Genomic DNA, 19,457 nt, shown 5'->3' with positions numbered 1-19,457 from the left:
GGACGGCCGAGCCAAGTGACCAGCGTCAGTTCGAGCACCAGCAGCACAAGTTCGGGAGTCTCCGTCACCACGAGCGGAACCACCAATTCGAGCAGCATCGATTGGACGGCGCTGATCCAATCCGCCGTCGACGCGAAGACCGCCCAGGCGGACACGATCTCGACCACGATCACGAACAACGAGGCCAAGATCTCGGCCTATCAGACGCTCCAGAGCGATCTGAAGACGCTGTATTCGGGGCTGGCGTCGCTTTCGACCGCGGTGGTCAACTCGCTGTCCACCAGCGCATTCGCGACGCGCGCGGCGAGCATCAGTTCCACCGGCGACGTGAGCGCCTCGTCGGCGCTCTCGATGACGCTGAAGAGCGGCGCCGCCATCGGCGACCACACGCTGACGATCAGTCAGCTGGCCGCCGCTCAAAAGGTTTCCGGCACCTCGCAATCGAGTCAGACCGACGAACTCGGTTACTCCGGCACGTTTTCCATCGGTCTGGAGGGCGGTGCTACGTCCGACATCACCATCACCAGCACGATGTCGCTTCAGGACGTCGTCGATGCCATCAATGCACAGACTTCGACGACCAACGTCCAGGCCTCGATCGTACAGGTCTCCAGCACGTCCTTCCAGATGGTGCTGACGGGCACGGAGGATGCCGCCGACATCACTTATTCGAGCACGTCCGGCGACGATACCCTGAACAAGCTCGGTGTAACCGACAGCTCGGGGAGCTTCACCGACGTGCTCCAGGAGGCGCAGGCCGCCGAGTTCACGCTCGACGGCATCGCGATGACCCGCGACACCAACGACATCTCGGACGTCCTGAGCGGCGTCACCTTCAGCCTGCTCCAGGAGACGCCGGACGGGGCGACGCTGAACATCAGCATCGAGACGGACACCAGCCAGATCCAATCGACGCTGGAGACGTTCGTCACCAACTACAACGCCTTTCGCGACGAAGTGATCGCCCAGCAGGCGACCGCAACCGACGGCACCGCCGATTCGAGCGCGGTGCTGTTCGGCGACGGAACCATGCGCAACATCATGGATGCGCTCCAGAATGCCCTGAACACGACCGTGGGCGACATGACCATGGCCGATCTCGGCCTGTCCTTCAACGAGAGCAATGAACTCGAGCTGGATACCAGCACGCTGTCGGATATCCTGAGTACGAACCTGAGCGGCGTCACCAAGCTGCTGTCGGCGCAGACAACGACGTCGTCGAGCCAGCTCAGCGTCGTCAACACCGGAACGTCGCCGCAATCCTTCACCCTGGATCTCGCGGTCGATTCCGACGGCAACCTCACTTCGGCCTCGGTCGGCGGCGACGCGTCGCTGTTCACGGTCAGCGGCACCACGATCATCGGTGCTTCCGGTTCGATCTACGCCGGCATGGCCTTCACCTATAGCGGTTCGACCTCGCAGTCGATCACGGTGACGTCGACCTCCGGCATAGCAACGCGGCTCTATCAGATCGCGAAGGACTATTCGTCGTCGACCGGCGTACTGCAAACGCAGATTACCAGTCTGACGACCCGCGACGACGAGCTCCAGCAGAGGGTCGACGACATCAACAGCGCCGCGTCCACGCTCCAGGCGCAGCTCGAGGCGCAGTACGCGAAATACCAGGCGGCGATCGAGAGCGCCAACAGCACGCTGACCTACCTCAAGGCGCTGCTGAACAGCTCATCGAGCAGTTGATCGTGTAAAGCAGAGTGATCGATGATGCATAATCAGATGGCGTACATGGCCAACCAGGCCTATCGGGGCGCGGCAACCAGCGTGCCGCCGCTCAAGGCGGTTTCGATGCTGCTCGGTGGCGCGATCACCTTCCTGCAGAAGTCGCTGGCCGCGCAGGAGGCGCGCCGCTTCGAGGAGGGCCACGAATACCTGATGAGGGCGACCGCGATCCTGCGCGGGCTGAGCCACAACCTCGATTTCGCCAAGGGCGGCGCGGTGGCGGAACGGGTATTCCAGACCTATCATGCGATGATCCTGGCAAGCCACAAGGCGTTCGGCCGCCCGCATGCGCACGCGAGCTTCGGGCGTATCATCGCCGGGCTCGCCGAGCTCAGGGAGGCCTGGGAGTTCGTCGACACGACAGCGCGGGGCGGGGTGGCCGCGCCGGCCGATTCGGCGCGCAGGGGCTGAGGCGGCGCTATCTCTCTCCGATGCGGAGGGTGGGCGGCCGATGACGCCGGACTTCCGTTTCGGCGCTTTCCGTCGTGTTGCGGGCTCTTTTGGCGGAAAAACCAGCGCGAATCCGGTTTCCGGCGCGCGCGCAATGCTTTATGACGGGCCCGACTTTGGCGGGACCGGCGGGCGATGGACGTCAGCGAGTTTGAGGAACTGATCGACCGGCTGGGCGAGGATCTCTCGCTCTGGCCCGACGATCGGCGTGGGCTTGCTGAAGAGTTGCTGGCGCGCTCGTCCGCCGCGCAGGCCCTGCTGGAAGAGGCGCGCGCCGTACGCCAGGCGCTCGCCGCACCGCCGGTCCGCGCGCCCGCAGGCCTCGCCGACCGCATCGTCGCCGCCGCTGCGAAGCTGAAGGGCGACACCGCCGAGCCGCGCACCGAGGGCGAGACGGCCGAGAGCTGAACGGCTCTTTCTGACATCGAATATTACGAGACGTCGTCATGCCCGAGTCCGGCCATGACGCTGTTGCGCTCCTCCATAAACCAGCCTGACTCTCCCGCGCCGCTGAATGCGTGCACGCGGCAGATTTTGCCGTGCCGAAAGCCGTTTTCGCGCGCGTGAATCCCCGCCTGAATCCGCGCGCCCACCCGTTTCATCAGCACACAGATTTCAAGCGCCGCCGACCGACATCTGTTCGCCGGCGGTGAGGGAAAGCCGGAGCTTCTGATGACCGTTTCCGCAACGAGTTCTGCGTCGACCGCCACCACGACAACGTCGTCGTCGAGCACGTCGTCCAATTCGACGCTGACTTCCAGCGATTTTCTGAGCCTGCTCGTCAGCGAGCTCCAGAACCAGAATCCACTGGAGGCGACCTCGACCACCGACCTCGTCAATCAACTCACCTCCTACGCGAACTTCACCTCCCAGCAGTCGATCAACTCCAACCTCAATTCGCTTGCGAGCTCGTTCTCGAGCCTGGTGACGCTGAATTCCGTGAACTACATCGGGCACACCGTCGAGGCGAAGACGGACACATCGACCTTGAGCAACGGCTCGGCGACGTTTGGTTACTCGCTGTCGTCGGCCGCCTCGGATGTTTCGATCAGCGTCAAGGACTCCTCCGGCAATACGGTGTGGACCGGTACCGGGACCGGGAATGCCGGATCGAACAGCTTCACCTGGGACGGCAAGGATTCCAGCGGGACACAGCTCTCCGACGGCGGCCAGTACACGATCTCGGTGACCGCGACGAACTCCTCCGGAAACTCGGTCCTGAACTACACGACCGTCACCGGGACGGTAACCGGCATCGACACCTCGACCTCGACACCCTCGCTGACCGTGAACGGCGTTTCCGTCAGCGCCGCCAACATCATCGGCGTCACATCCTGATTTCGTCCGGAGTTTTATCATGAGTCTCAGCGGCGCATTATCCTCGGCGATCTCGGCGCTCAGTGCGCAGAGTCAGTCCCTGTCGATGATCAGCGACAACATCGCCAATTCCGACACGACCGCCTACAAGACGACGTCCGGGATGTTCGACGCGCTCGTGACGGCGTCGAGCAACACGACTTCCTACGCCTCGGGAGGCGTGACCGTCTCGGGTCGCGCCAACATCACCCAGCAGGGCCTGCTGGCCGCGACCTCCAACGCCACCGACGTCGGCATCCAGGGCTCCGGGTTTTTCGTGGTGACCAACGCCACGTCGGGCGGCACGGTCGCCTACACCCGCAATGGTGCCTTCACCACTGATAACGCCGGCTATCTCCAGAACAACGGCTATTACCTCGAGGGATGGCGCACCGACGCCGACGGCAATGTCGTCGGCAGTGAATCGGCGAGCAATCTCGAAGCGATTAACACCCAGGTCGCCTCGACCAGCGGCAGCGCCACTACCAAGACCACGATCGCGGCGAACCTGCCGTCGGACGCCGCGACGGGCGACACCTATACCAGCTCGATGACGGTCTACGATTCGCTTGGCGCCGCGAATTCGATGCAGATCACCTGGTCCAAGACCGGCACCAACACCTGGAGCGCGAGCTTCGCCAACCCGACCTCGGCCTCCGACACCACCACCGCGACGGGTACGGCTTCCGGCACGATCGATATCACTTTCAACAGCGACGGCTCGCTCGCCAGCACCAGCCCGGACCCGGCGACCGTCTCGATCACAGGCTGGACCGACGGCGCGGCCGACAGCACCGTCACCTTGGATCTCGGCACCGCCGGCAAGACCGACGGCCTCACGCAATATGCCTCCGGCGAGACCACACCGTCCGTCAACGTCACCAGCATCGATTCCGACGGCCTGTCCTATGGCAAGCTTTCCAGCATCGCGATCGGCGATAACGGTGTGGTCAACGCCACCTATTCCAACGGCCAGACCATCGCGATCTACAAGATCGCGGTGGCGACCTTCGCCGCTCCCAACGGGCTCGCCGCCTCCAGCGACGGGATCTATTCGGCGACCGTGACGTCGGGCAATGCCGCGTTGCAGGCCCCCGGCGAGAACGGCGCGGGCACGATCTTCGGCGGCGAGCTGGAGTCCTCGACCACCGACACCTCCAGCCAGTTCTCGAGCATGATCTCGGCGCAGCAAGCCTATTCGGCCGCGTCCCAGGTCATCTCGACCGTCAACAAGATGTACGACACCCTAATCTCGGCGATGAGGTGAGTGGTGCGCAGTGGAGAGTCCAGAGTTGTCGGAGAGGCATTGCTGCGTCGGCTGCAACGACTGGTGTCGCGGGCCGCGACCGCCAAGGGCGGCGACCGCAGGCAATTGCTCGCGCTGATCGACGATGTCGAGACGGCGCGCCGTGGCCTGCTGCGGGAATGCGCGGAGGTCGAGGGTGAGATGAGGCAAGCATCCGTCAGGAAGACCGCGATCGGCGCTTACCTGCGTAACGCGCAGGCCGGCCGCGGCAAGCGGAATAACTAGAAGAAGGCGATAACCATGACTGTAGCCAAAGCCAAGAGCCACGCCACGAGAACGAGCGCCGCAAACGGCGACACGCGGATCAAGTCGCTGATCGCACTCATCGACGTTCTGACCGCGCTGGTCGCCGAGGAGAATGTGGAGCTGGCCAAGGGCCTGCCGGCCTCGCGCCTGAAGCAGGTCGACGAGAAGAACCGCCTGGCGGAGATGTTCGAAAGGACCGTTGCCGAGTGCGCGGCGGGCACGACCAGCCTGAACGTCGCGGACCGGATTCTGCGCGAGCAGCTCATGGAACGGATCCTGAAGCTGCGCGCGGCGATGGACGAGAACCTGGTGCGCCTGCGCGCGGCGATCGAGGCCAGCAACCGCCGGATCGAGGCCGTCATGCAGGCGATCCGCGAGCAGATCGCGGCGGTGTCGCCCTATGGCGCTTCCGGCCGGGTCGCCGTGCGCTCCGTCTCCAGCGGCACCAGCCGCAGCGCCTGACGAGTCGGGGATCCCGCCGTGTCACTCAATATCGCGCGATCGATCGCCTTCAGCGGGCTGTCGGCCACGTCGGTGCAGATCAGCGTGACGTCGTCGAACATTTCGAACGCGGACACGACGGGATACACCACAAAGACAGCGAACCAGTCGAGCAGCGTCACCAACGGCGTCGGCACCGGCGTCACGGTGACGGGCATCACCTCGACGGTCGACAAGCTGCTGCTGAAGTCGCTGATCTCCGCGACCTCCGAGCTCGGATCGGCCGACAAGACCAACACCTATCTGACCTCGCTCGAAAAGCTCTACGGCTCGACCAGCAGCACCGATGGGAGCTCCACGGGAACCTCGCTCGCAAACAGCATCGCCACGCTGGAATCGGCGCTGTCTTCGCTGGCGAGCACGCCGAGCAGCGCCTCGCTGCAATCCAATGTCATCAGCGCACTCGATGACGTCGCGAGCCAGTTGCGGGAGACATCGAACGGGATCCAGAAGCTCCGTGGCGATGCCGACCAGGACATCTCGTCCTCGATCGATGACGTCAATGCGGATCTGGAGCAGATCGCGGATCTCAACGCAGCAATCAAGCAGACGGCGGCGGCCGGCCAATCGACCGCGGACCTGGAGGACCAGCGCAACACCGCGCTCCAGGACGTCGCCTCCAAGATGAACATCAGCTATTTCACGGCGTCGAACGGCGATCTCCAGATCTATACCACGTCCGGCCAGGCGCTGGTCGACAGTACCGCGCACACGATCAGCTATACCGCCGCGGCCAACGTGACGGCGTCGACGACTTACACCGCCGGCTCGTCGTCGAGTGGCTTCAGCGCGATCACGGTGAACGGGGTCGATATCACCTCCCAGATATCAGGCGGCGATATCGGCGCGCTCGTCACCTTGCGCGACAAGACCCTGCCGGACGCGCAATCCCAGCTCGACCAGCTCGCCCAGCAACTCGCCTCGGCCATGAACAGCGTCTCGAACAGCGCGTCCGCAGTGCCGGCGCCGACGAGCCTCACCGGGATGACCAGCGTCAGCAGCACGGCGCTCTCCGCCACCGGCACGGTGCGCATCGCAGCCACCGACCAGAGCGGCAATCTGGTCTCCTACGGTGATCTCGACCTCTCGTCCTATTCCACGGTCGGCGATCTCGTTACCGCGATCAACGGCATCTCCGGGCTCTCCGCATCGGTCGATTCGGACGGCCATCTCTCGATCACGGCGACCGGCTCCGGCAATGGCGTCGCCGTCAACGAGATGACGAGCTCGGTGGGAAGCTCAGGCGAGGGATTTTCGGAGTATTTCGGTCTCAACGATTTGGTGACTGGAACGAGCGCGTCGGATATCGCGGTCAACAGCAAGATCCTGTCCGGGACCAACGAGCTTCAGCTCGCGACACTGGACTCCTCGTCGAGCCTGACGGTCGGCGATTCGGTGCTGTCGTCGGGGTCCGCCACCGTCGTCAATGCCTTCTACGATGCCTTGACGGAGTCCCGGACATTTTCCTCCACCGGCGGGCTCGCCGCCACCACCGGCTCCCTCGCCGATTACGCCTCGGCCGTCGTCTCCGATGTCGCGAGCAAGTCGTCGCAGGCCTCCACCAACTACACCGCCAAGGAGACCGCGCAGTCGACCTATGCGAACTCGCTGTCGTCGCAGTCGGGCGTCAACCTGGACGAGGAATCGGCGAAGCTCAGCACGCTCCAGAACAAATATTCGGCAGCTTCAGCGCTGATCCAGGCCGTCAACTCGATGTATTCGTCGCTGCTCTCCGCCGTGCAGTCGACATAGGAGGCAGTGGGGCATGGTGGCGATGCGGGTCGCGACCTTCGCGCAGTCGAGCAAGATGATCTCCGACGCGCTGCGCGTGCAGGCGGTCATGGCCGAGAAGCAGGTCCAGGAATCGTCCGGCATCATCTCGAGCGATCTCGGCGGCTACGGCTCGGACGCCCAGCACGTCGTCAACCTCCAGGTCTCGGTGACGCGCGCGCAGTCCTATATCGACGCCGCGACGCTCGCCGACAGCAAGGTGCAGGTGATGTATTCGGCGGTCGGCTCGATGACCGATATCATCACTCAACTTCGCTCCCAGCTCAGCGCCGCCTCGACCGGAAGCTCGACCGAGACGAATTCGGTGATCAGTTCGGCCCAGCAGATGCTGGAGGAGATGGGGTCGATCATGAACACGCAGTATGACGGCCAATATGTCTTTGCCGGCGGCAGGACCGACACGGCCCCGGTCGATCTCACGGGCTTTTCGTCCGGGACGGGGTCCCTCACCACGGCGGACAGCAGCTACTACGGCGGCGACGACGAGCTCGCCTCGGTGCGTGTCGGCGCCGGTGAGACCGTCTCCTATGGGGTCACCGCCGACAATTCGGCGTTCGAGGAAGTGATGCGTGTGCTGAAATTCGTGGCCAACAGCACCTCGCTGTCGTCTGCGGACATCTCCAGCGCGCTCGATCTTGCCAGCACGGCGCTCGACGACACTGCGGCCGTGCAGGCGAAGCTCTCCAGCGCGGCGTCCTCGATCGAGACGGCGAGCGCGCGCCAGGCCGACTACAAGAGCTATGCCGAGACGTTGTCGAGCGACCTCACCAGCGTCGACGTCGCCGCCGTTACGGCGGAGCTCTCGACCTACGAGTCGCAACTTACCGCGTCCTATTCGGCGCTTGGCAAGATCCTGAGTCTGAATCTTGCGAGCTATCTGAAATAGGCCGGCCTCATTCGGCCGCGATGCGCTCCATCGCCATGGCACGAAGCCGGGCGCGCTGGATCTTGACGCCGTTGGCGCTGTCGGTGACGGGAAAGGCTTCCACGACATAAATCCGGGCTGGGACCTTGTAGCCGGCGAGCCGCTCGCGCAGGCGCGCGATCAGCGTCTCCTGCATTGGTGGCTCCTTCGCCGGGATCACGAAGGCGACGCAGCGCGCCTGGCCCTTGAGATCGACTGCAACCACCTGGGCGTCGGCCACGCCGTTGCACGATTTGAGCTCGTCCTCGATCTCGCCGGGCGCGACGAGGAAACCGCCGAGCCGCATGGCATCGCCGGCGCGGGTCTCGTAGACGAAGGAACCATCGCCGCGGAGCCGGCCGATGTCTCCGGTGCGGAAGAAGCCGTCCGCTGTGAACGCATCGCGCGTCGCATCGGGATTGTTGAAGTAACCGAGGAAGCGGGACGGCGCGTTGATCTCGATCTCGCCGGAAACGCCGAGCGCTGCGAGTTCGCCGGTCTCGGTGTCGCGCACGCGCACCTTTGCATCGGCCGACATCGGCCAGCCGCCGCCCTCGATCCGGTCGGCGAAGGCATCGCCGGCGCGGGCGATCGAGAACAGGGCCTGCACCTCGCTCGAGCCATACAAGCCGAACAGCGGCAGGCCGCGCGTCTCGGCCTCCGCGGCAAGCTCGCGCCAGCCGGGCTGGAACGCGGCGAAGCCGCAGACTTCCAGATGCGGGAACGGGCGTGGTGCATCGGTGAGGGCGAGGATGCGGCGGAACATCTCGTCCGAGCCGAAGGCGTGCGTGATGCCTTGCGTGCTGAGGATCTCCAGTGCCGGTGCCGCCTCGAAGGCGTCAAGCACGTGAACGGTCGCACCCGCCGCGACGAAGCCGAGCAGGCTCGTCATGCCGAAAGTTCCGCAGAACGGCAGCATGGCCAGCAGCGCATGACGCTGCGGATCAAGCTGGAGCGCGCGGGCAACGGAATTGGCGTGCGTGGCCAGCGTCCGCTGCGAATGCGCAACGAGCTTCGGCCCCTTGGTAGTGCCTGAGGTCGTGTAGAGCAGCACCGGAAGATCGACCTCATCTTGAGCTGGTGCCGGCGGATAGTTCGTGTCGAACGCATCGAAGCGTACGCAGGGCCAGTGCGCCGGGATCGCATCCGCACCGACCACCGCGAGCCGTTGCAGTGCCGGCACCTCGTCCTTTGCGACATCGGAGAGGATCGCAGCAAAGTCGATCGCACGGAATGCGGCCTCGACCACCATCAGCCTGGCGCCGGACAAACGAAGCAGATGCGCGACTTCCGCGCTGCGGTAGCGCGTATTGACGGCCGCGACGATCGCACCACAGCGGGCGGCGGCGAACAGCAGCGCGAGCCATTCGATCCGGTTGACCAGCCAGACTGCGACCACGTCGCCCCTGCCGATCCCCTGCGCCGCAAGCCAGGCCGCGGTCTGCTCGATCCTTTCGGTGAACTCCGCGTGCGAGACCGGCGTACCGTCGCATACGAAGGCGGGATCGGCGACGGACTCTGACCGGATCAGCGATTGCAGCGAAAACGCGTTGGCACTCATGGCAAGGGGAGTAACCCGATCGCGCCGACCTGTCTACTTGGTGCCGAACATCCGGTCGCCGGCATCGCCCAGGCCAGGCACGATGTAGCCGTGGTCGTTGAGTCGCTCGTCGATCGCGGCGGTCCAGATCGGCACGTCCGGATGCTCGCTCTGGAACTGCGCGATACCCTCGGGCGCGGCCAGAAGGCACACGAAGCGGATGTCGCGGGCGCCGCGGGCCTTGAGCAGGGAGGCGCCGGCGCAGGCCGAGTTGCCGGTCGCCAGCATCGGGTCCATCAGGATCACGGTGCGGTCGGACAGGTCCTGCGGCGCCTTGAAGTAATATTCCACGGCCTGCAATGTTTCGGGATCGCGGTAGAGCCCGATATGGGCGATGCGCGCCGAGGGCATCAGCGCCAGCATGCCGTCGAGGAAGCCGACGCCGGCGCGCAGGATCGGCGCCAGCGTGAGCTTTTTACCGGCGATCTTGGGCGCCCGCATCGGCGCGATGGGCGTCTCGATCTCGACCAGCTCCAGCGGCAAATCGCGCGTCACCTCGTAGCCGAGCAGCATCCCGATCTCGTTCAGAATCTCGCGAAAGCTCTTGGTCGAGCGATCCTTCTCCCGCATCAGCGAGAGCTTGTGCTGGACCAGGGGATGGGCGACGACGTTGACACTGCCTGTGCTCATGAAACCGCTCTACACGGTTCCCTGGAATTGTGCCAGATCGGCGCGGCGTTTTCCGCAGGACGGCCCGCCTCGGCGGGCAACGTCACCGCACTGTGGGCCGGGTTGCTCGCCGCGTAGGCAGTCAAGTTCGATTCACGGTCGGAGCAAGAAGGGGCTAGACGCCGAGCCCGCGCGCGACAAGCGTGATCACGAGCGTCAGGATGGCGCCCCAGATCAGGCTGAGCGTCATGGTCAGGATGGTCGTTGTGACCGCCTGCTCGAGATTCCCCTTGAAGGGCTGCATGCTAGCCGTCCGAGGCCGGGCGCGCGGTGACGCGCGTGCCCAGCAGCAATGCGCCCAACAATGCGACCAGGATGACGATCTTGAGCTCGATCATGTCGTTACCTCACAAGGCGGGCCAGATTTCGCTTCATCCCGTCCAGCCATCGGGCCGCAAGCGCGACCAGCGGACTGCCCTGGTTCTCGATGTCGAGCTCGAAGGTCTCGGCCGGAAACACCAGTGCGCATCGGGCCGGCGCGCTGCGGCGGTGGGCGAATTCGACCGCGGAACTCTTGAACAGGAAGAGACCGCCGGCGCGGCCCTGCGCCTCGCGGGCAACCCAGAGGCCGGCACGGTTGTGCCCGATGAAGAAGGCGGGAATGGCGGGGCTGACGACATCGGGATCGAGCGGCTTGAGCGCCGTCGCCGCGCCGATATCAGGCGCCCCGGTTCGTGACTTCGATGCGCGGTGCACGGCTTGTAGAGCAACGGCAGCCATGGCGGCCTCCTCACACATCTGCAGGGTCATGATGTCTGCCGCGGTGGATCAGGGGTGGAGATGCCAGACGTAGATTGCGGTCCGCAGCGCAATGAGCGCGGTGAGCACGCTGCCCATCGAGAGCAAAGTCAGCGCGCCGAGCGCGAGGCGCTTGAGCTGTGCCTTGCGCGCTTCCGAAATCAGCACCGGGCGCTCCGCCCAGGCGAGAGGCCGTTCAAGGCCGTGGGTCAGCATCGACATCTTCGGAAGTCCTTGTCTGTGGTGCGGCGAGAGCCGTCCTGATCCGTCTCGTAGGATGATGATCCCGGCGTAGGATTGCGAGATGAGCGCCAGGGCAGTCATATAGGAATGTCATAAGGAAACCGGACGTCGCGCCGTCAGCCCCTTGAAGAGGTCGGCGCGCAGCTTCGATCGAACCCCAGGCGTTACTGGGGCCGAATGCGTCATGCCGATGGCTGCGGCGAAAGCGAGCCGTAGGCGTGGTTCTTCGATCTGGCTGAAGAAGCCGTCCAGGGTTGCATCCGCATTCTGTTGCTGCCCGTGGATTGCCGCGCACAGTTTTGAGGAGCTTCGCCGGAAGAAATGGAGGGTATCATCAAGCTCGCGCCGGCCGCCGAGACGATCGAGCTCTGTGGCGAGCGCGACGACATTGAGCCTGTCGGGTTCGTCCAGCGTCACCGCAAAGCGCAGCACCGCCAGTTGCCAGGCCCGAAGCAGCCTCTGCGGTTCTTCAGTCGATTGCAGCATGTGAGAGCCGGATGGCCGCGCCGCATCAGGCTCCGACGCCATCGATCAGCTCCTCGTCGGCGATCGCGGCGAAGGCTCTTGCGATCTCCGCGCGGCCAGCGGCGTCGGACGGCACGATCGGCAGCCGCGTGTCCGGCCGCATCAAGTTGAGCATGGCGAGGGCGCTCTTGAGGGCCGCCGGGCTTTCCCTGGAGAGGCAGGTGATGAGCGGGATCAGGCGCTTGTGCAGGTAGCGTGCGGATTGCAGCCGGCCTTGCCTGACCTGCGAAAAGATCGTGCGGCAGAGATCCGGCGCGATGTTGGCAACTTCGGAGATCACGCCATCGCCGCCGTCCGCGATGTAGGCGAAGGCGGTAACGTCGTCGCCTGACAGCAGGCGAAAGCCCGCAGACAGGTGCCGGGACAGGCGCATCGGGCGGGTGATGTCGCCGCCGCCGTCACTCAAGCCCACGAATTGGCGGGATTCGGCCAGACGCAAAAGCGTCTCGTCGGCCAGCGGGCGCAGCGTGCGGGAAGGAACGTCGTGCAGGATCACCGGCAAGCCGATCGCACCGGCGATCGCGCGGAAGTGCGCGAGCATGCCCTCCTGCATCGGCTTGTTGTAGGCGGGCACCACCGCCATGACGGCATCGGCGCCGGCTGCCTCCGCCCGCCGCGCGAGTTCGATAGCATGGCTGGTCGCATTCGACATCGCGCCGGCGATGACCCGCACGCGGCCGCGGGTGACATCGACCGCCGTGCGGATGACGAGCTCCTGCTCGGCCGGCGAGAGCGTCGGCGCCTCGCCAGCGGTCTCGCAGACCACGAGCGCGGGAACGCGGGCCGCGACCTGGCGCTCGCAGAGAGCTGCGAACGCCTTGAGATCGATCGCGTCCGCCGTATCGAACGGAGTCGGCATATCCGGGATGAAGCCGGTGAACCAGGCTGAGGGAGGAGTGAACATGGCTTTTCGCCCGTATGCGCCGGCTCAGGCGGCGCGGCGTGCGCTGTTGCTGCTGGGGCTCTTGCCCATGTCGAGCTCGATCTCGCGCGGCAGCTCGACGATGGTTTCGGGATGCTGGCCGTTCTCGAACAATGCGTACTTGATGGCCTGGACGCGGCTGACGAACAGGCCGCCATAGAGGCCGTTTTGTTCCTGCGCGACCCACTGTCCGCTGTGGTTGCGGCCGATGAAGACGATGGTCGAGGGCGAGTTGCACGAGGGAGGTTCGACGAGTTTCACGGACTTATTCCTTCCGATTGACAGAGGTGGCGGGCGCATGTCCCGCAACCGTCTGATCAATATCGTTTCAAGCAGATATGAATTCGAGTGAGGCTGCGCGGCGATCTCATAAGCGCGCCATAAAGGCCTGGGTTCAGGTCAGCTCGTTGACGGCATGGACCAGCGCGAACAGCGCACCGAATGCGGCGCATTCGTCCCAATGATTGAGGGCGCGACCGAACAGCGGCTCGCGCCGCAGGAGGGCGACGGCGGCGCACAGGACGATCGACATCCAGAGCAGTGCTGCCAGGCTCCGCCCGAAGCCGATGCTGCCGAAGGCGGCAAAGGCGGCGAGGAGTACCACGCGGACGGCAAAGCGCGCGATCGCGCGTGTCGGGCTCAGGACCGGCGATATGTCCGAAGATTGCGGCAAGGCGCTAACCTCCGGCTAGCTCAGCTGAAGTTTTCGCAGCCGAGCGGCTCGTAGAACGGGTCCGGAGCGGGACGCACCGTGGGAACGCTTGGCCGCGATGTCTCCACGGCTAACGCCTGGACCTCGAGGAAGGCCGACAGCAGCGCGAGCGCCAGGTCGGCGTGACGTGCCTCGACCGCGTTGTCGAGCCAATCCGGCAATTCGCGCTCTCGCGAGAGCGCGCAATGCCACTCACCCTCGTCATAGGCGATGCGGCGGACCTGCCACAGCGGCAGCTCCAGCTCCATCAGCGCCAGCACGGCATCAGCCCAGGCCTCCACGTCGACCAGGCGCATCACGCGCGCAGCGCGATCGCTCTGACCGAGTGAGGGAAAGCGCCGGCAAGCAGTGTCGATGATCTCGAGCATCAGCGGCTGCGTCATCGCATGCGCATCGCGCAGGCGTCCGCTGAGTGAGGGGGGAGCATAGCGTCGGAGAGCGGCGGTCATGTCAGGCCTCCTGGAATTGGCGTCGGTCAGTCGGCCGGCCTCTCCAAGATGGCCGGAAGGACATTTGAAAACGAGATGGGGAAGAGGCGGGAGATATAAGGATTTCATAAATGCACTGTCGCCGCCAGTTCGGGCGTCTGGACTGCGTTCAATCTCGACCGCAGTCTTTGTGCGAAGCAGGCATTTATAGAAGCAGGCCTTTTGAAAAGACCTCGGCCACCGTCCGAGGTAACAATCGGCAGCGAGGACGATGGTAGATCGCGTACTTGCGTCGCCGGTCTGAACGACCGTTTGGAATGCGCTGTCGGGGGCGTATGGCCACCGATCACGACGTCCCGGGTTTTTATAAGATTCCTATAACTTCGCCATAGCCCTCATCTCGAAAACCTATGCCCGGGGTGGCACTTGAACGCGGTGAAAGTTCCGGCCAGGAGCCGCGGGGCCTGCGTTGCGCTTGATCCAACGCAAGCCCCCTGCCGGGAATAGAGACACAGTTGCCTCCGGGATGGAGTGCAACGAGGAGTATTCCAATGATGGACATTCTGATGCTGGCGCTGGGCTTCGGCTTCTTCGCGCTTGCGATCGGCTACACCTACGCCTGCGAACGGCTGTGAGGGACGGATCATGATCTTCGATTATTCGCTCGCCGGTGCCGTGTCGCTCGGCCTGCTGTTCTACCTCACCTACGCGCTGCTGCGGCCCGAGCGGTTCTGACCCGTGCTGCTGCTTCTCGAATTGCTGCTGGCCGACGCCGCGCTCGTCGCCTGCCTGCTTGCGTTGCTGCTGCCGCTTCTGCGGCGGACACAAAGTCTGAAGGGTTAATGCCATGACTATGATCGGTTGGCTCCAGATCATTCTTTTCTGCGCGATCATCGTCGCGCTGACAAAACCGCTCGGCTGGTACATGACGCGCGTCTTCAACGGCGAGCGAACGTTCCTGTCGCCGGTGCTGCGCCCGATCGAGGCCGGGATCTACTGGTTCTCCGGCGTCGACGAGAAGCGCGAGCAGCATTGGCTGACCTATACGGTCGCCATGCTGCTGTTCCATGTCGGGGGCTTCCTCATCATCTACGGCGTGATGCGCCTCCAGGCCGTGCTGCCTTTCAATCCGGCAGGCCAGGGCGCGGTCGCGGAAGATCTTTCGTTCAACACTGCGATCTCCTTCATCACCAACACCAACTGGCAGAACTACGGCGGCGAGAGCACGTTGTCCTATCTCGTCCAGATGCTCGGCCTGACGCATCAGAACTTCCTGTCGGCGGCAACCGGCATCGCGCTGGCGATGGCCTTGATCCGTGGTTTCTCGCGCGCCTCGATGCGTACGGTCGGCAATTTCTGGGTCGACGTCACCCGCACCGCGCTCTACGTGCTGCTGCCGATCTGCGTGGTCTACACGCTGTTCCTGGTCTCGCAGGGCATGCCGCAGACGCTCGGCCCGTATGTCGAGGCGACGACGCTCGAGGGCGCCAAGCAGACCATCGCGCTCGGCCCGGTCGCCTCGCAGGTCGCCATCAAGATGCTCGGCACCAACGGCGGCGGCTTCTTCAACGCCAACGCGGCGCACCCCTTCGAGAACCCGACCGCGCTGTCGAACTTCGTGCAGATGCTGTCGATCTTCACGCTCGGCGCGGCCATGACCAACGTGTTCGGCCGCATGGTCGGCAATCAGCGCCAGGGTTGGGCGATCCTGTCCGTGATGGGCGTGCTGTTCATCGCGGGCGTCGCCGTCACCTATTGGGCGGAAGCCAGCGGCACCGCGACGATGCACGCGCTCGGCCTGACAGGCGGCAACATGGAGGGCAAGGAGGTTCGCTTCGGCATCGTCGCGTCCTCGCTGTTCGCCGTGATCACGACGGCCGCCTCGTGTGGTGCCGTCAACGCCATGCATGACAGCTTCACCGCGCTCGGCGGCATGATCCCGCTGATCAACATGCAGCTCGGCGAGATTATCATCGGCGGTGTCGGTGCCGGCCTCTACGGCATGCTGCTGTTCGTCGTGCTCGCGATCTTCGTCGCAGGCCTGATGGTCGGCCGTACGCCGGAATATGTCGGCAAGAAGATCGAGGCGCGCGAGGTCAAGATGGCGATGCTGGCCATCCTGGTGCTGCCGCTGATGTATCTCGGCTGGACCGCAGTCGGCGTGGTCTATCCGGCGGCGGTCGCCTCCATGGCGAATGCCGGCCCCCACGGGTTCACCGAAGTGCTCTATGCCTTCACCTCGGCGACCGGCAACAACGGCTCGGCTTTCGCGGGCCTCACCGGAAACACCTTGTTCTACAACCTCACGCTTGCAAGCGCGATGTTCGTCGGCCGCTTCTTCATGATCATCCCGGCGATGGCGATTGCAGGCTCACTGGCTGCCAAGAAATCGATTCCGCCGTCGGCGGGCACGTTCCCGACCACCGGCGGGCTGTTCGTCGGTCTCGTCGTCGGCGTGATCCTGATCATCGGCGGCCTCACCTTCTTCCCGGCGCTCGCGCTTGGCCCCATCGTCGAGCATCTCGCGATGAACGCCGGCCAAGTGTTCTGATCTACAGCCTTCTGATTGTCTGGAGTGACCTCCATGGAAACCATGAAACTGCAAAAACGCGCGTCCGTCTCGGCAATGCTCGATCCCAAGATCGTCGTGCCTGCGATCCGCGCCTCCTTCGTCAAGCTCGATCCGCGGCTGATGGTCAAGAACCCCGTGATGTTCGTGGTCGAGGTCGTGGCTGCGCTCACCACGGCGATCTTCCTGCGCGACGTCCTTACGGGAGGCGCTGGCCTGGGCTTCACCTTCCAGATCATTCTCTGGCTCTGGTTCACGGTGCTGTTCGCCAACTTCGCCGAAGCGGTGGCCGAAGGCCGCGGCAAGGCGCAGGCCGACTCGCTGCGCAAGACCCGCACCGAGAGCCAGGCCAAGCTCCTGACCGGCTCCGACACGACCTATCGCCTGGTGCCGGGCACCAGCCTGAAGGTCGGCGACATCGTGCTGGTCGAGGCGGGGGACACCATCCCGTCCGATGGCGAGGTGATCGAGGGCGTTGCTTCCGTCAACGAGGCCGCCATCACCGGCGAATCCGCGCCCGTCATCCGCGAGTCCGGCGGCGACCGCTCGGCGGTGACCGGCGGCACGCAAGTGCTGTCCGACTGGATCCGCGTCCGCATCACGGCAGCCCAGGGCTCGACCTTCATCGACCGCATGATCAAGCTGGTCGAGGGCGCCGAGCGCGCGAAGACGCCGAACGAGATCGCGCTGAACATCCTGCTCGCCGGCCTCACCATCATCTTCGTGTTCGCCACGGTCACCATTCCGAGCTATGCGGCCTATGCCGGCGGCTCGATCTCGGTGGTCGTGCTGGTCGCGCTGTTCGTGACGCTGATCCCGACCACCATCGGCGCGCTGTTGTCGGCGATCGGCATCGCCGGTATGGACCGCCTGGTCCGCTTCAATGTGCTGGCGATGTCCGGCCGTGCGGTCGAGGCCGCCGGCGACGTCGACACGCTGCTACTGGACAAGACCGGCACCATTACGCTCGGCAACCGGCAGGCGACCGCATTCCGTCCCGTGCGCGGCGTCACCGAGCAGGAACTGGCGGATGCAGCCCAGCTCGCCTCGCTCGCCGACGAAACGCCGGAGGGCCGTTCCATCGTGGTGCTGGCAAAGGAGAAATACGGCATCCGCGGCCGCGACATGGCCGAGTTGGGAGCGACCTTCATTCCCTTCACGGCGCAGACCCGCATGAGCGGCGTCGATGCCGGCGGCTCGTCGGTGCGCAAGGGCGCGGTCGATGCCATGCTGAACTATGTCGGCGGTGGTGCGCCGCTGGCGGTTGCGTCGGGCAACGTGGCGCGGGCGATCCAGCCGGCGGCGCTGTCGGACCTCGGTCGCGAGGTCCAGACCATTGCCGACGACATCGCTAAAGCCGGCGGCACGCCGCTGGCGGTCGCGAAGGACGGCAAGCTGCTCGGCGTGATCCAGCTCAAGGACATCGTCAAGGGCGGCATCCGCGAGCGATTCGCCGAGCTGCGCCGCATGGGCATCCGCACCATCATGATCACCGGCGACAACCCGATGACCGCGGCCGCGATCGCAGCGGAGGCAGGCGTCGACGATTTCCTGGCACAGGCGACGCCGGAGGACAAGCTCAAGCTGATCCGCGACGAGCAGGCCAAGGGCAAGCTGGTCGCCATGTGCGGCGACGGCACCAACGACGCGCCGGCACTGGCGCAGGCCGACGTCGGTGTCGCCATGAACACGGGCACGCAGGCCGCCCGCGAGGCCGGCAACATGGTCGACCTCGACTCCAACCCGACCAAGCTGATCGAGGTGGTCGAGATCGGCAAGCAGCTGCTGATGACGCGCGGCGCGCTGACAACGTTCTCGATCGCCAACGATGTCGCGAAGTACTTTGCGATCATCCCGGCGATGTTCCTGGCGTTCTACCCGCAGCTCAACGTGCTCAACGTCATGAACCTGTCGAGCCCGCAGAGTGCCATCCTCTCGGCGATCATCTTCAACGCGTTGATCATCATCGGGCTGATCCCGCTCGCGCTGAAGGGCGTTGCCTATCGTGCCGTCGGTGCCGGCGCGCTGCTTCGCCGCAACCTCTTGATCTACGGCCTCGGCGGGATCGTCATTCCGTTCATCGGCATCAAGGCGATCGACCTCGTCGTTGTCGCCTTGCACCTGGTCTAAAGGAGACCCAGCATGCTCAGAGAAATCCGCCCCGCCATCGTTCTGTTGCTGGTGCTTACCGCCATCACGGGCCTCGCCTATCCGCTCGCAATGACCGCCATTGCCGGTGCGATCTTCCCCTCACAGGCGCAAGGCAGCCTGATCGAGCGGGACGGCAAGGTGGTCGGCTCGGCCCTGATCGGGCAGGAGTTCAAGGACGACAAATATTTCCACGGCCGCCCTTCGGCGACGCTCGCGCCGGACCCGAATGATTCGACCAAGACGGTGTCCGCGCCCTACAACGCCGCCAATTCGGGAGGCTCCAATCTCGGCCCGACCAGCAAGGCGCTGGCAGACAGGCTCAAGGAAGATGTGGACAAGTTGAAGGCGGAAAATCCGAACGCTGCCGTACCGGTAGATCTCGTCACCACCTCCGCCAGCGGCCTCGATCCGGACATCTCCCCGGAAGCGGCGCAATTCCAGGTGCCGCGCGTTGCCAAGGCCCGGAATATGCCGGAAGACGCGGTGAAGCAGCTTGTGGCCTCCAATGTCCAGGGCCGTCTGCTCGGCCTGCTGGGCGAACCGCGCGTTAACGTATTGGCGTTGAACCTCGCGCTCGACCGCACCGCCGCGAAGTAGCGGACTAGGCTC

24 protein-coding genes are annotated in these 19,457 nt (G+C 64.8%); 13 read left to right on the top strand and 11 right to left on the bottom strand.

All coding sequences use genetic code 11. The features are described 5' to 3' along the window. Positions 1 to 15: 15 nt before the first annotated feature. The 3 genes from fliD (at position 16) to CIT39_RS27705 (ending at position 2,595) form a co-directional block, all read left to right on the top strand. Positions 16 to 1,698 carry a flagellar filament capping protein FliD gene (gene fliD, locus CIT39_RS27715; protein WP_094977173.1) on the top strand — a complete coding sequence of 561 codons (1,683 nt, stop codon included), beginning with the start codon at positions 16 to 18 and terminating at the stop codon, positions 1,696 to 1,698. A gap of 21 nt (positions 1,699 to 1,719) precedes the next feature. Continuing rightward, positions 1,720 to 2,148: a flagellar export chaperone FliS gene (locus tag CIT39_RS27710; protein WP_094977174.1), complete on the top strand. Its 429-nt coding sequence runs from the start codon at positions 1,720 to 1,722 to the stop codon at positions 2,146 to 2,148. A 174-nt stretch (positions 2,149 to 2,322) separates the two neighbouring features. Next, positions 2,323 to 2,595 (top strand): hypothetical protein, encoded by a 273-nt coding sequence (locus tag CIT39_RS27705; RefSeq protein WP_094977175.1) that lies wholly within the window; start codon positions 2,323 to 2,325, stop codon positions 2,593 to 2,595. 23 nt (positions 2,596 to 2,618) lie between these two features. Here the strand turns inward: CIT39_RS27705 and CIT39_RS27700 are convergent, their stop codons facing one another. Beyond that, a complete protein-coding gene (locus CIT39_RS27700; protein WP_155526034.1) occupies positions 2,619 to 2,795 on the bottom strand; it encodes a hypothetical protein in 177 nt (58 codons plus the stop codon). Positions 2,796 to 2,859: 64 nt separating this feature from the next. Here CIT39_RS27700 and CIT39_RS27695 point away from each other — a divergent pair, with 64 nt between their 5' ends. Genes CIT39_RS27695 through CIT39_RS27670 form a run of 6 tightly spaced genes read left to right on the top strand, consistent with a single transcriptional unit; the run spans position 2,860 to position 8,273 of the window. Then, on the top strand, positions 2,860 to 3,525 hold the full coding sequence (locus tag CIT39_RS27695; protein WP_094977176.1) for a flagellar hook assembly protein FlgD: 666 nt from the start codon (positions 2,860 to 2,862) through the stop codon (positions 3,523 to 3,525). A gap of 19 nt (positions 3,526 to 3,544) precedes the next feature. Further along, positions 3,545 to 4,810 (top strand): flagellar hook protein FlgE, encoded by a 1,266-nt coding sequence (gene flgE / locus CIT39_RS27690; protein WP_094977177.1) that lies wholly within the window; start codon positions 3,545 to 3,547, stop codon positions 4,808 to 4,810. 39 nt (positions 4,811 to 4,849) lie between these two features. Then, the gene (locus CIT39_RS27685; RefSeq protein WP_244607463.1) at positions 4,850 to 5,074 is read left to right on the top strand and encodes a hypothetical protein; all 225 of its coding nucleotides are present in this window, start codon (positions 4,850 to 4,852) and stop codon (positions 5,072 to 5,074) included. A 15-nt stretch (positions 5,075 to 5,089) separates the two neighbouring features. Further along, positions 5,090 to 5,557, top strand: a complete 468-nt coding sequence (locus CIT39_RS27680) for a flagellar protein FlgN (RefSeq protein ID WP_094977178.1) — start codon at positions 5,090 to 5,092, stop codon at positions 5,555 to 5,557. An 18-nt stretch (positions 5,558 to 5,575) separates the two neighbouring features. Further along, the gene (gene flgK / locus CIT39_RS27675) at positions 5,576 to 7,348 is read left to right on the top strand and encodes a flagellar hook-associated protein FlgK (RefSeq protein WP_094977179.1); all 1,773 of its coding nucleotides are present in this window, start codon (positions 5,576 to 5,578) and stop codon (positions 7,346 to 7,348) included. A gap of 13 nt (positions 7,349 to 7,361) precedes the next feature. Then, entirely contained in the window at positions 7,362 to 8,273 is a 912-nt protein-coding gene (locus tag CIT39_RS27670; protein ID WP_162308718.1) for a flagellin, read from the top strand. 7 nt (positions 8,274 to 8,280) lie between these two features. On the opposite strand, the gene CIT39_RS27665 is transcribed toward CIT39_RS27670, so the two are convergent. From CIT39_RS27665 to CIT39_RS27620, 10 genes are all read right to left on the bottom strand, one after another. Further along, complete coding sequence (locus CIT39_RS27665; protein ID WP_094977180.1) at positions 8,281 to 9,852, bottom strand: AMP-binding protein; 1,572 nt, start codon at positions 9,850 to 9,852, stop codon at positions 8,281 to 8,283. A gap of 33 nt (positions 9,853 to 9,885) precedes the next feature. Further along, positions 9,886 to 10,521, bottom strand: coding sequence for a uracil phosphoribosyltransferase (upp, locus tag CIT39_RS27660; RefSeq protein ID WP_094977181.1), 636 nt, complete (start codon positions 10,519 to 10,521; stop codon positions 9,886 to 9,888). Between the two features lie 154 nt (positions 10,522 to 10,675). Next, positions 10,676 to 10,804: a hypothetical protein gene (locus CIT39_RS27655; protein ID WP_256471536.1), complete on the bottom strand. Its 129-nt coding sequence runs from the start codon at positions 10,802 to 10,804 to the stop codon at positions 10,676 to 10,678. 98 nt (positions 10,805 to 10,902) lie between these two features. Beyond that, a complete protein-coding gene (locus tag CIT39_RS27650) occupies positions 10,903 to 11,280 on the bottom strand; it encodes a hypothetical protein (protein WP_334273042.1) in 378 nt (125 codons plus the stop codon). Positions 11,281 to 11,328: 48 nt separating this feature from the next. Then, on the bottom strand, positions 11,329 to 11,520 hold the full coding sequence (locus tag CIT39_RS27645; RefSeq protein ID WP_094977830.1) for a hypothetical protein: 192 nt from the start codon (positions 11,518 to 11,520) through the stop codon (positions 11,329 to 11,331). 111 nt (positions 11,521 to 11,631) lie between these two features. Further along, a complete protein-coding gene (locus CIT39_RS27640; RefSeq protein WP_244607462.1) occupies positions 11,632 to 12,069 on the bottom strand; it encodes a hypothetical protein in 438 nt (145 codons plus the stop codon). Continuing rightward, positions 12,053 to 12,970, bottom strand: coding sequence for a 4-hydroxy-tetrahydrodipicolinate synthase (dapA, locus tag CIT39_RS27635; protein WP_094977183.1), 918 nt, complete (start codon positions 12,968 to 12,970; stop codon positions 12,053 to 12,055). Before dapA ends, CIT39_RS27640 begins: the two co-directional genes overlap by 17 nt. Before the next feature lie 24 nt (positions 12,971 to 12,994). Further along, positions 12,995 to 13,249, bottom strand: coding sequence for a hypothetical protein (locus tag CIT39_RS27630; protein ID WP_162308717.1), 255 nt, complete (start codon positions 13,247 to 13,249; stop codon positions 12,995 to 12,997). Between the two features lie 133 nt (positions 13,250 to 13,382). Next, positions 13,383 to 13,661, bottom strand: a complete 279-nt coding sequence (locus tag CIT39_RS27625; protein WP_162308716.1) for a hypothetical protein — start codon at positions 13,659 to 13,661, stop codon at positions 13,383 to 13,385. Between the two features lie 20 nt (positions 13,662 to 13,681). Beyond that, positions 13,682 to 14,149, bottom strand: a complete 468-nt coding sequence (locus tag CIT39_RS27620) for a hypothetical protein (protein WP_162308715.1) — start codon at positions 14,147 to 14,149, stop codon at positions 13,682 to 13,684. A 624-nt stretch (positions 14,150 to 14,773) separates the two neighbouring features. Between CIT39_RS27620 and CIT39_RS27615 the strand changes: the two genes are divergently transcribed. The 4 genes from CIT39_RS27615 (at position 14,774) to CIT39_RS27600 (ending at position 19,445) form a co-directional block, all read left to right on the top strand. Continuing rightward, positions 14,774 to 14,863 carry a K(+)-transporting ATPase subunit F gene (locus CIT39_RS27615; RefSeq protein WP_018454042.1) on the top strand — a complete coding sequence of 30 codons (90 nt, stop codon included), beginning with the start codon at positions 14,774 to 14,776 and terminating at the stop codon, positions 14,861 to 14,863. 112 nt (positions 14,864 to 14,975) lie between these two features. Next, positions 14,976 to 16,679: a potassium-transporting ATPase subunit KdpA gene (gene kdpA / locus CIT39_RS27610; RefSeq protein ID WP_094977186.1), complete on the top strand. Its 1,704-nt coding sequence runs from the start codon at positions 14,976 to 14,978 to the stop codon at positions 16,677 to 16,679. A 33-nt stretch (positions 16,680 to 16,712) separates the two neighbouring features. Beyond that, positions 16,713 to 18,827, top strand: coding sequence for a potassium-transporting ATPase subunit KdpB (gene kdpB, locus CIT39_RS27605; RefSeq protein WP_094977187.1), 2,115 nt, complete (start codon positions 16,713 to 16,715; stop codon positions 18,825 to 18,827). 12 nt (positions 18,828 to 18,839) lie between these two features. Then, positions 18,840 to 19,445, top strand: a complete 606-nt coding sequence (locus tag CIT39_RS27600) for a K(+)-transporting ATPase subunit C (RefSeq protein ID WP_094977188.1) — start codon at positions 18,840 to 18,842, stop codon at positions 19,443 to 19,445. Positions 19,446 to 19,457 lie beyond the last annotated feature (12 nt).

The organism is Bradyrhizobium symbiodeficiens (assembly GCF_002266465.3).
In the GTDB taxonomy this organism is placed as follows: Bacteria; Pseudomonadota; Alphaproteobacteria; order Rhizobiales; family Xanthobacteraceae; genus Bradyrhizobium; species Bradyrhizobium symbiodeficiens.
Note: the sequence above shows the minus strand (reverse complement) of the source record. Positions and strands in the feature narration are given on the sequence as shown.

Coding starts and splice junctions, on each gene's coding strand:
- CIT39_RS27650 (WP_334273042.1), bottom strand. CDS start 11,280: ATGGCTGCCGTTGCTCTACAAGCCGTGCACCGCGCATCGAAGTCACGA.
- CIT39_RS27640 (WP_244607462.1), bottom strand. CDS start 12,069: ATGGCGTCGGAGCCTGATGCGGCGCGGCCATCCGGCTCTCACATGCTG.
- CIT39_RS27620 (WP_162308715.1), bottom strand. CDS start 14,149: ATGACCGCCGCTCTCCGACGCTATGCTCCCCCCTCACTCAGCGGACGC.
- flgE (WP_094977177.1), top strand. CDS start 3,545: ATGAGTCTCAGCGGCGCATTATCCTCGGCGATCTCGGCGCTCAGTGCG.
- dapA (WP_094977183.1), bottom strand. CDS start 12,970: ATGTTCACTCCTCCCTCAGCCTGGTTCACCGGCTTCATCCCGGATATG.
- CIT39_RS27710 (WP_094977174.1), top strand. CDS start 1,720: ATGATGCATAATCAGATGGCGTACATGGCCAACCAGGCCTATCGGGGC.
- CIT39_RS27670 (WP_162308718.1), top strand. CDS start 7,362: ATGGTGGCGATGCGGGTCGCGACCTTCGCGCAGTCGAGCAAGATGATC.
- CIT39_RS27615 (WP_018454042.1), top strand. CDS start 14,774: ATGATCTTCGATTATTCGCTCGCCGGTGCCGTGTCGCTCGGCCTGCTG.
- kdpA (WP_094977186.1), top strand. CDS start 14,976: ATGACTATGATCGGTTGGCTCCAGATCATTCTTTTCTGCGCGATCATC.
- CIT39_RS27600 (WP_094977188.1), top strand. CDS start 18,840: ATGCTCAGAGAAATCCGCCCCGCCATCGTTCTGTTGCTGGTGCTTACC.
- CIT39_RS27655 (WP_256471536.1), bottom strand. CDS start 10,804: ATGCAGCCCTTCAAGGGGAATCTCGAGCAGGCGGTCACAACGACCATC.
- CIT39_RS27665 (WP_094977180.1), bottom strand. CDS start 9,852: ATGAGTGCCAACGCGTTTTCGCTGCAATCGCTGATCCGGTCAGAGTCC.
- kdpB (WP_094977187.1), top strand. CDS start 16,713: ATGGAAACCATGAAACTGCAAAAACGCGCGTCCGTCTCGGCAATGCTC.
- CIT39_RS27705 (WP_094977175.1), top strand. CDS start 2,323: ATGGACGTCAGCGAGTTTGAGGAACTGATCGACCGGCTGGGCGAGGAT.
- upp (WP_094977181.1), bottom strand. CDS start 10,521: ATGAGCACAGGCAGTGTCAACGTCGTCGCCCATCCCCTGGTCCAGCAC.
- CIT39_RS27695 (WP_094977176.1), top strand. CDS start 2,860: ATGACCGTTTCCGCAACGAGTTCTGCGTCGACCGCCACCACGACAACG.
- CIT39_RS27645 (WP_094977830.1), bottom strand. CDS start 11,520: ATGTCGATGCTGACCCACGGCCTTGAACGGCCTCTCGCCTGGGCGGAG.
- CIT39_RS27680 (WP_094977178.1), top strand. CDS start 5,090: ATGACTGTAGCCAAAGCCAAGAGCCACGCCACGAGAACGAGCGCCGCA.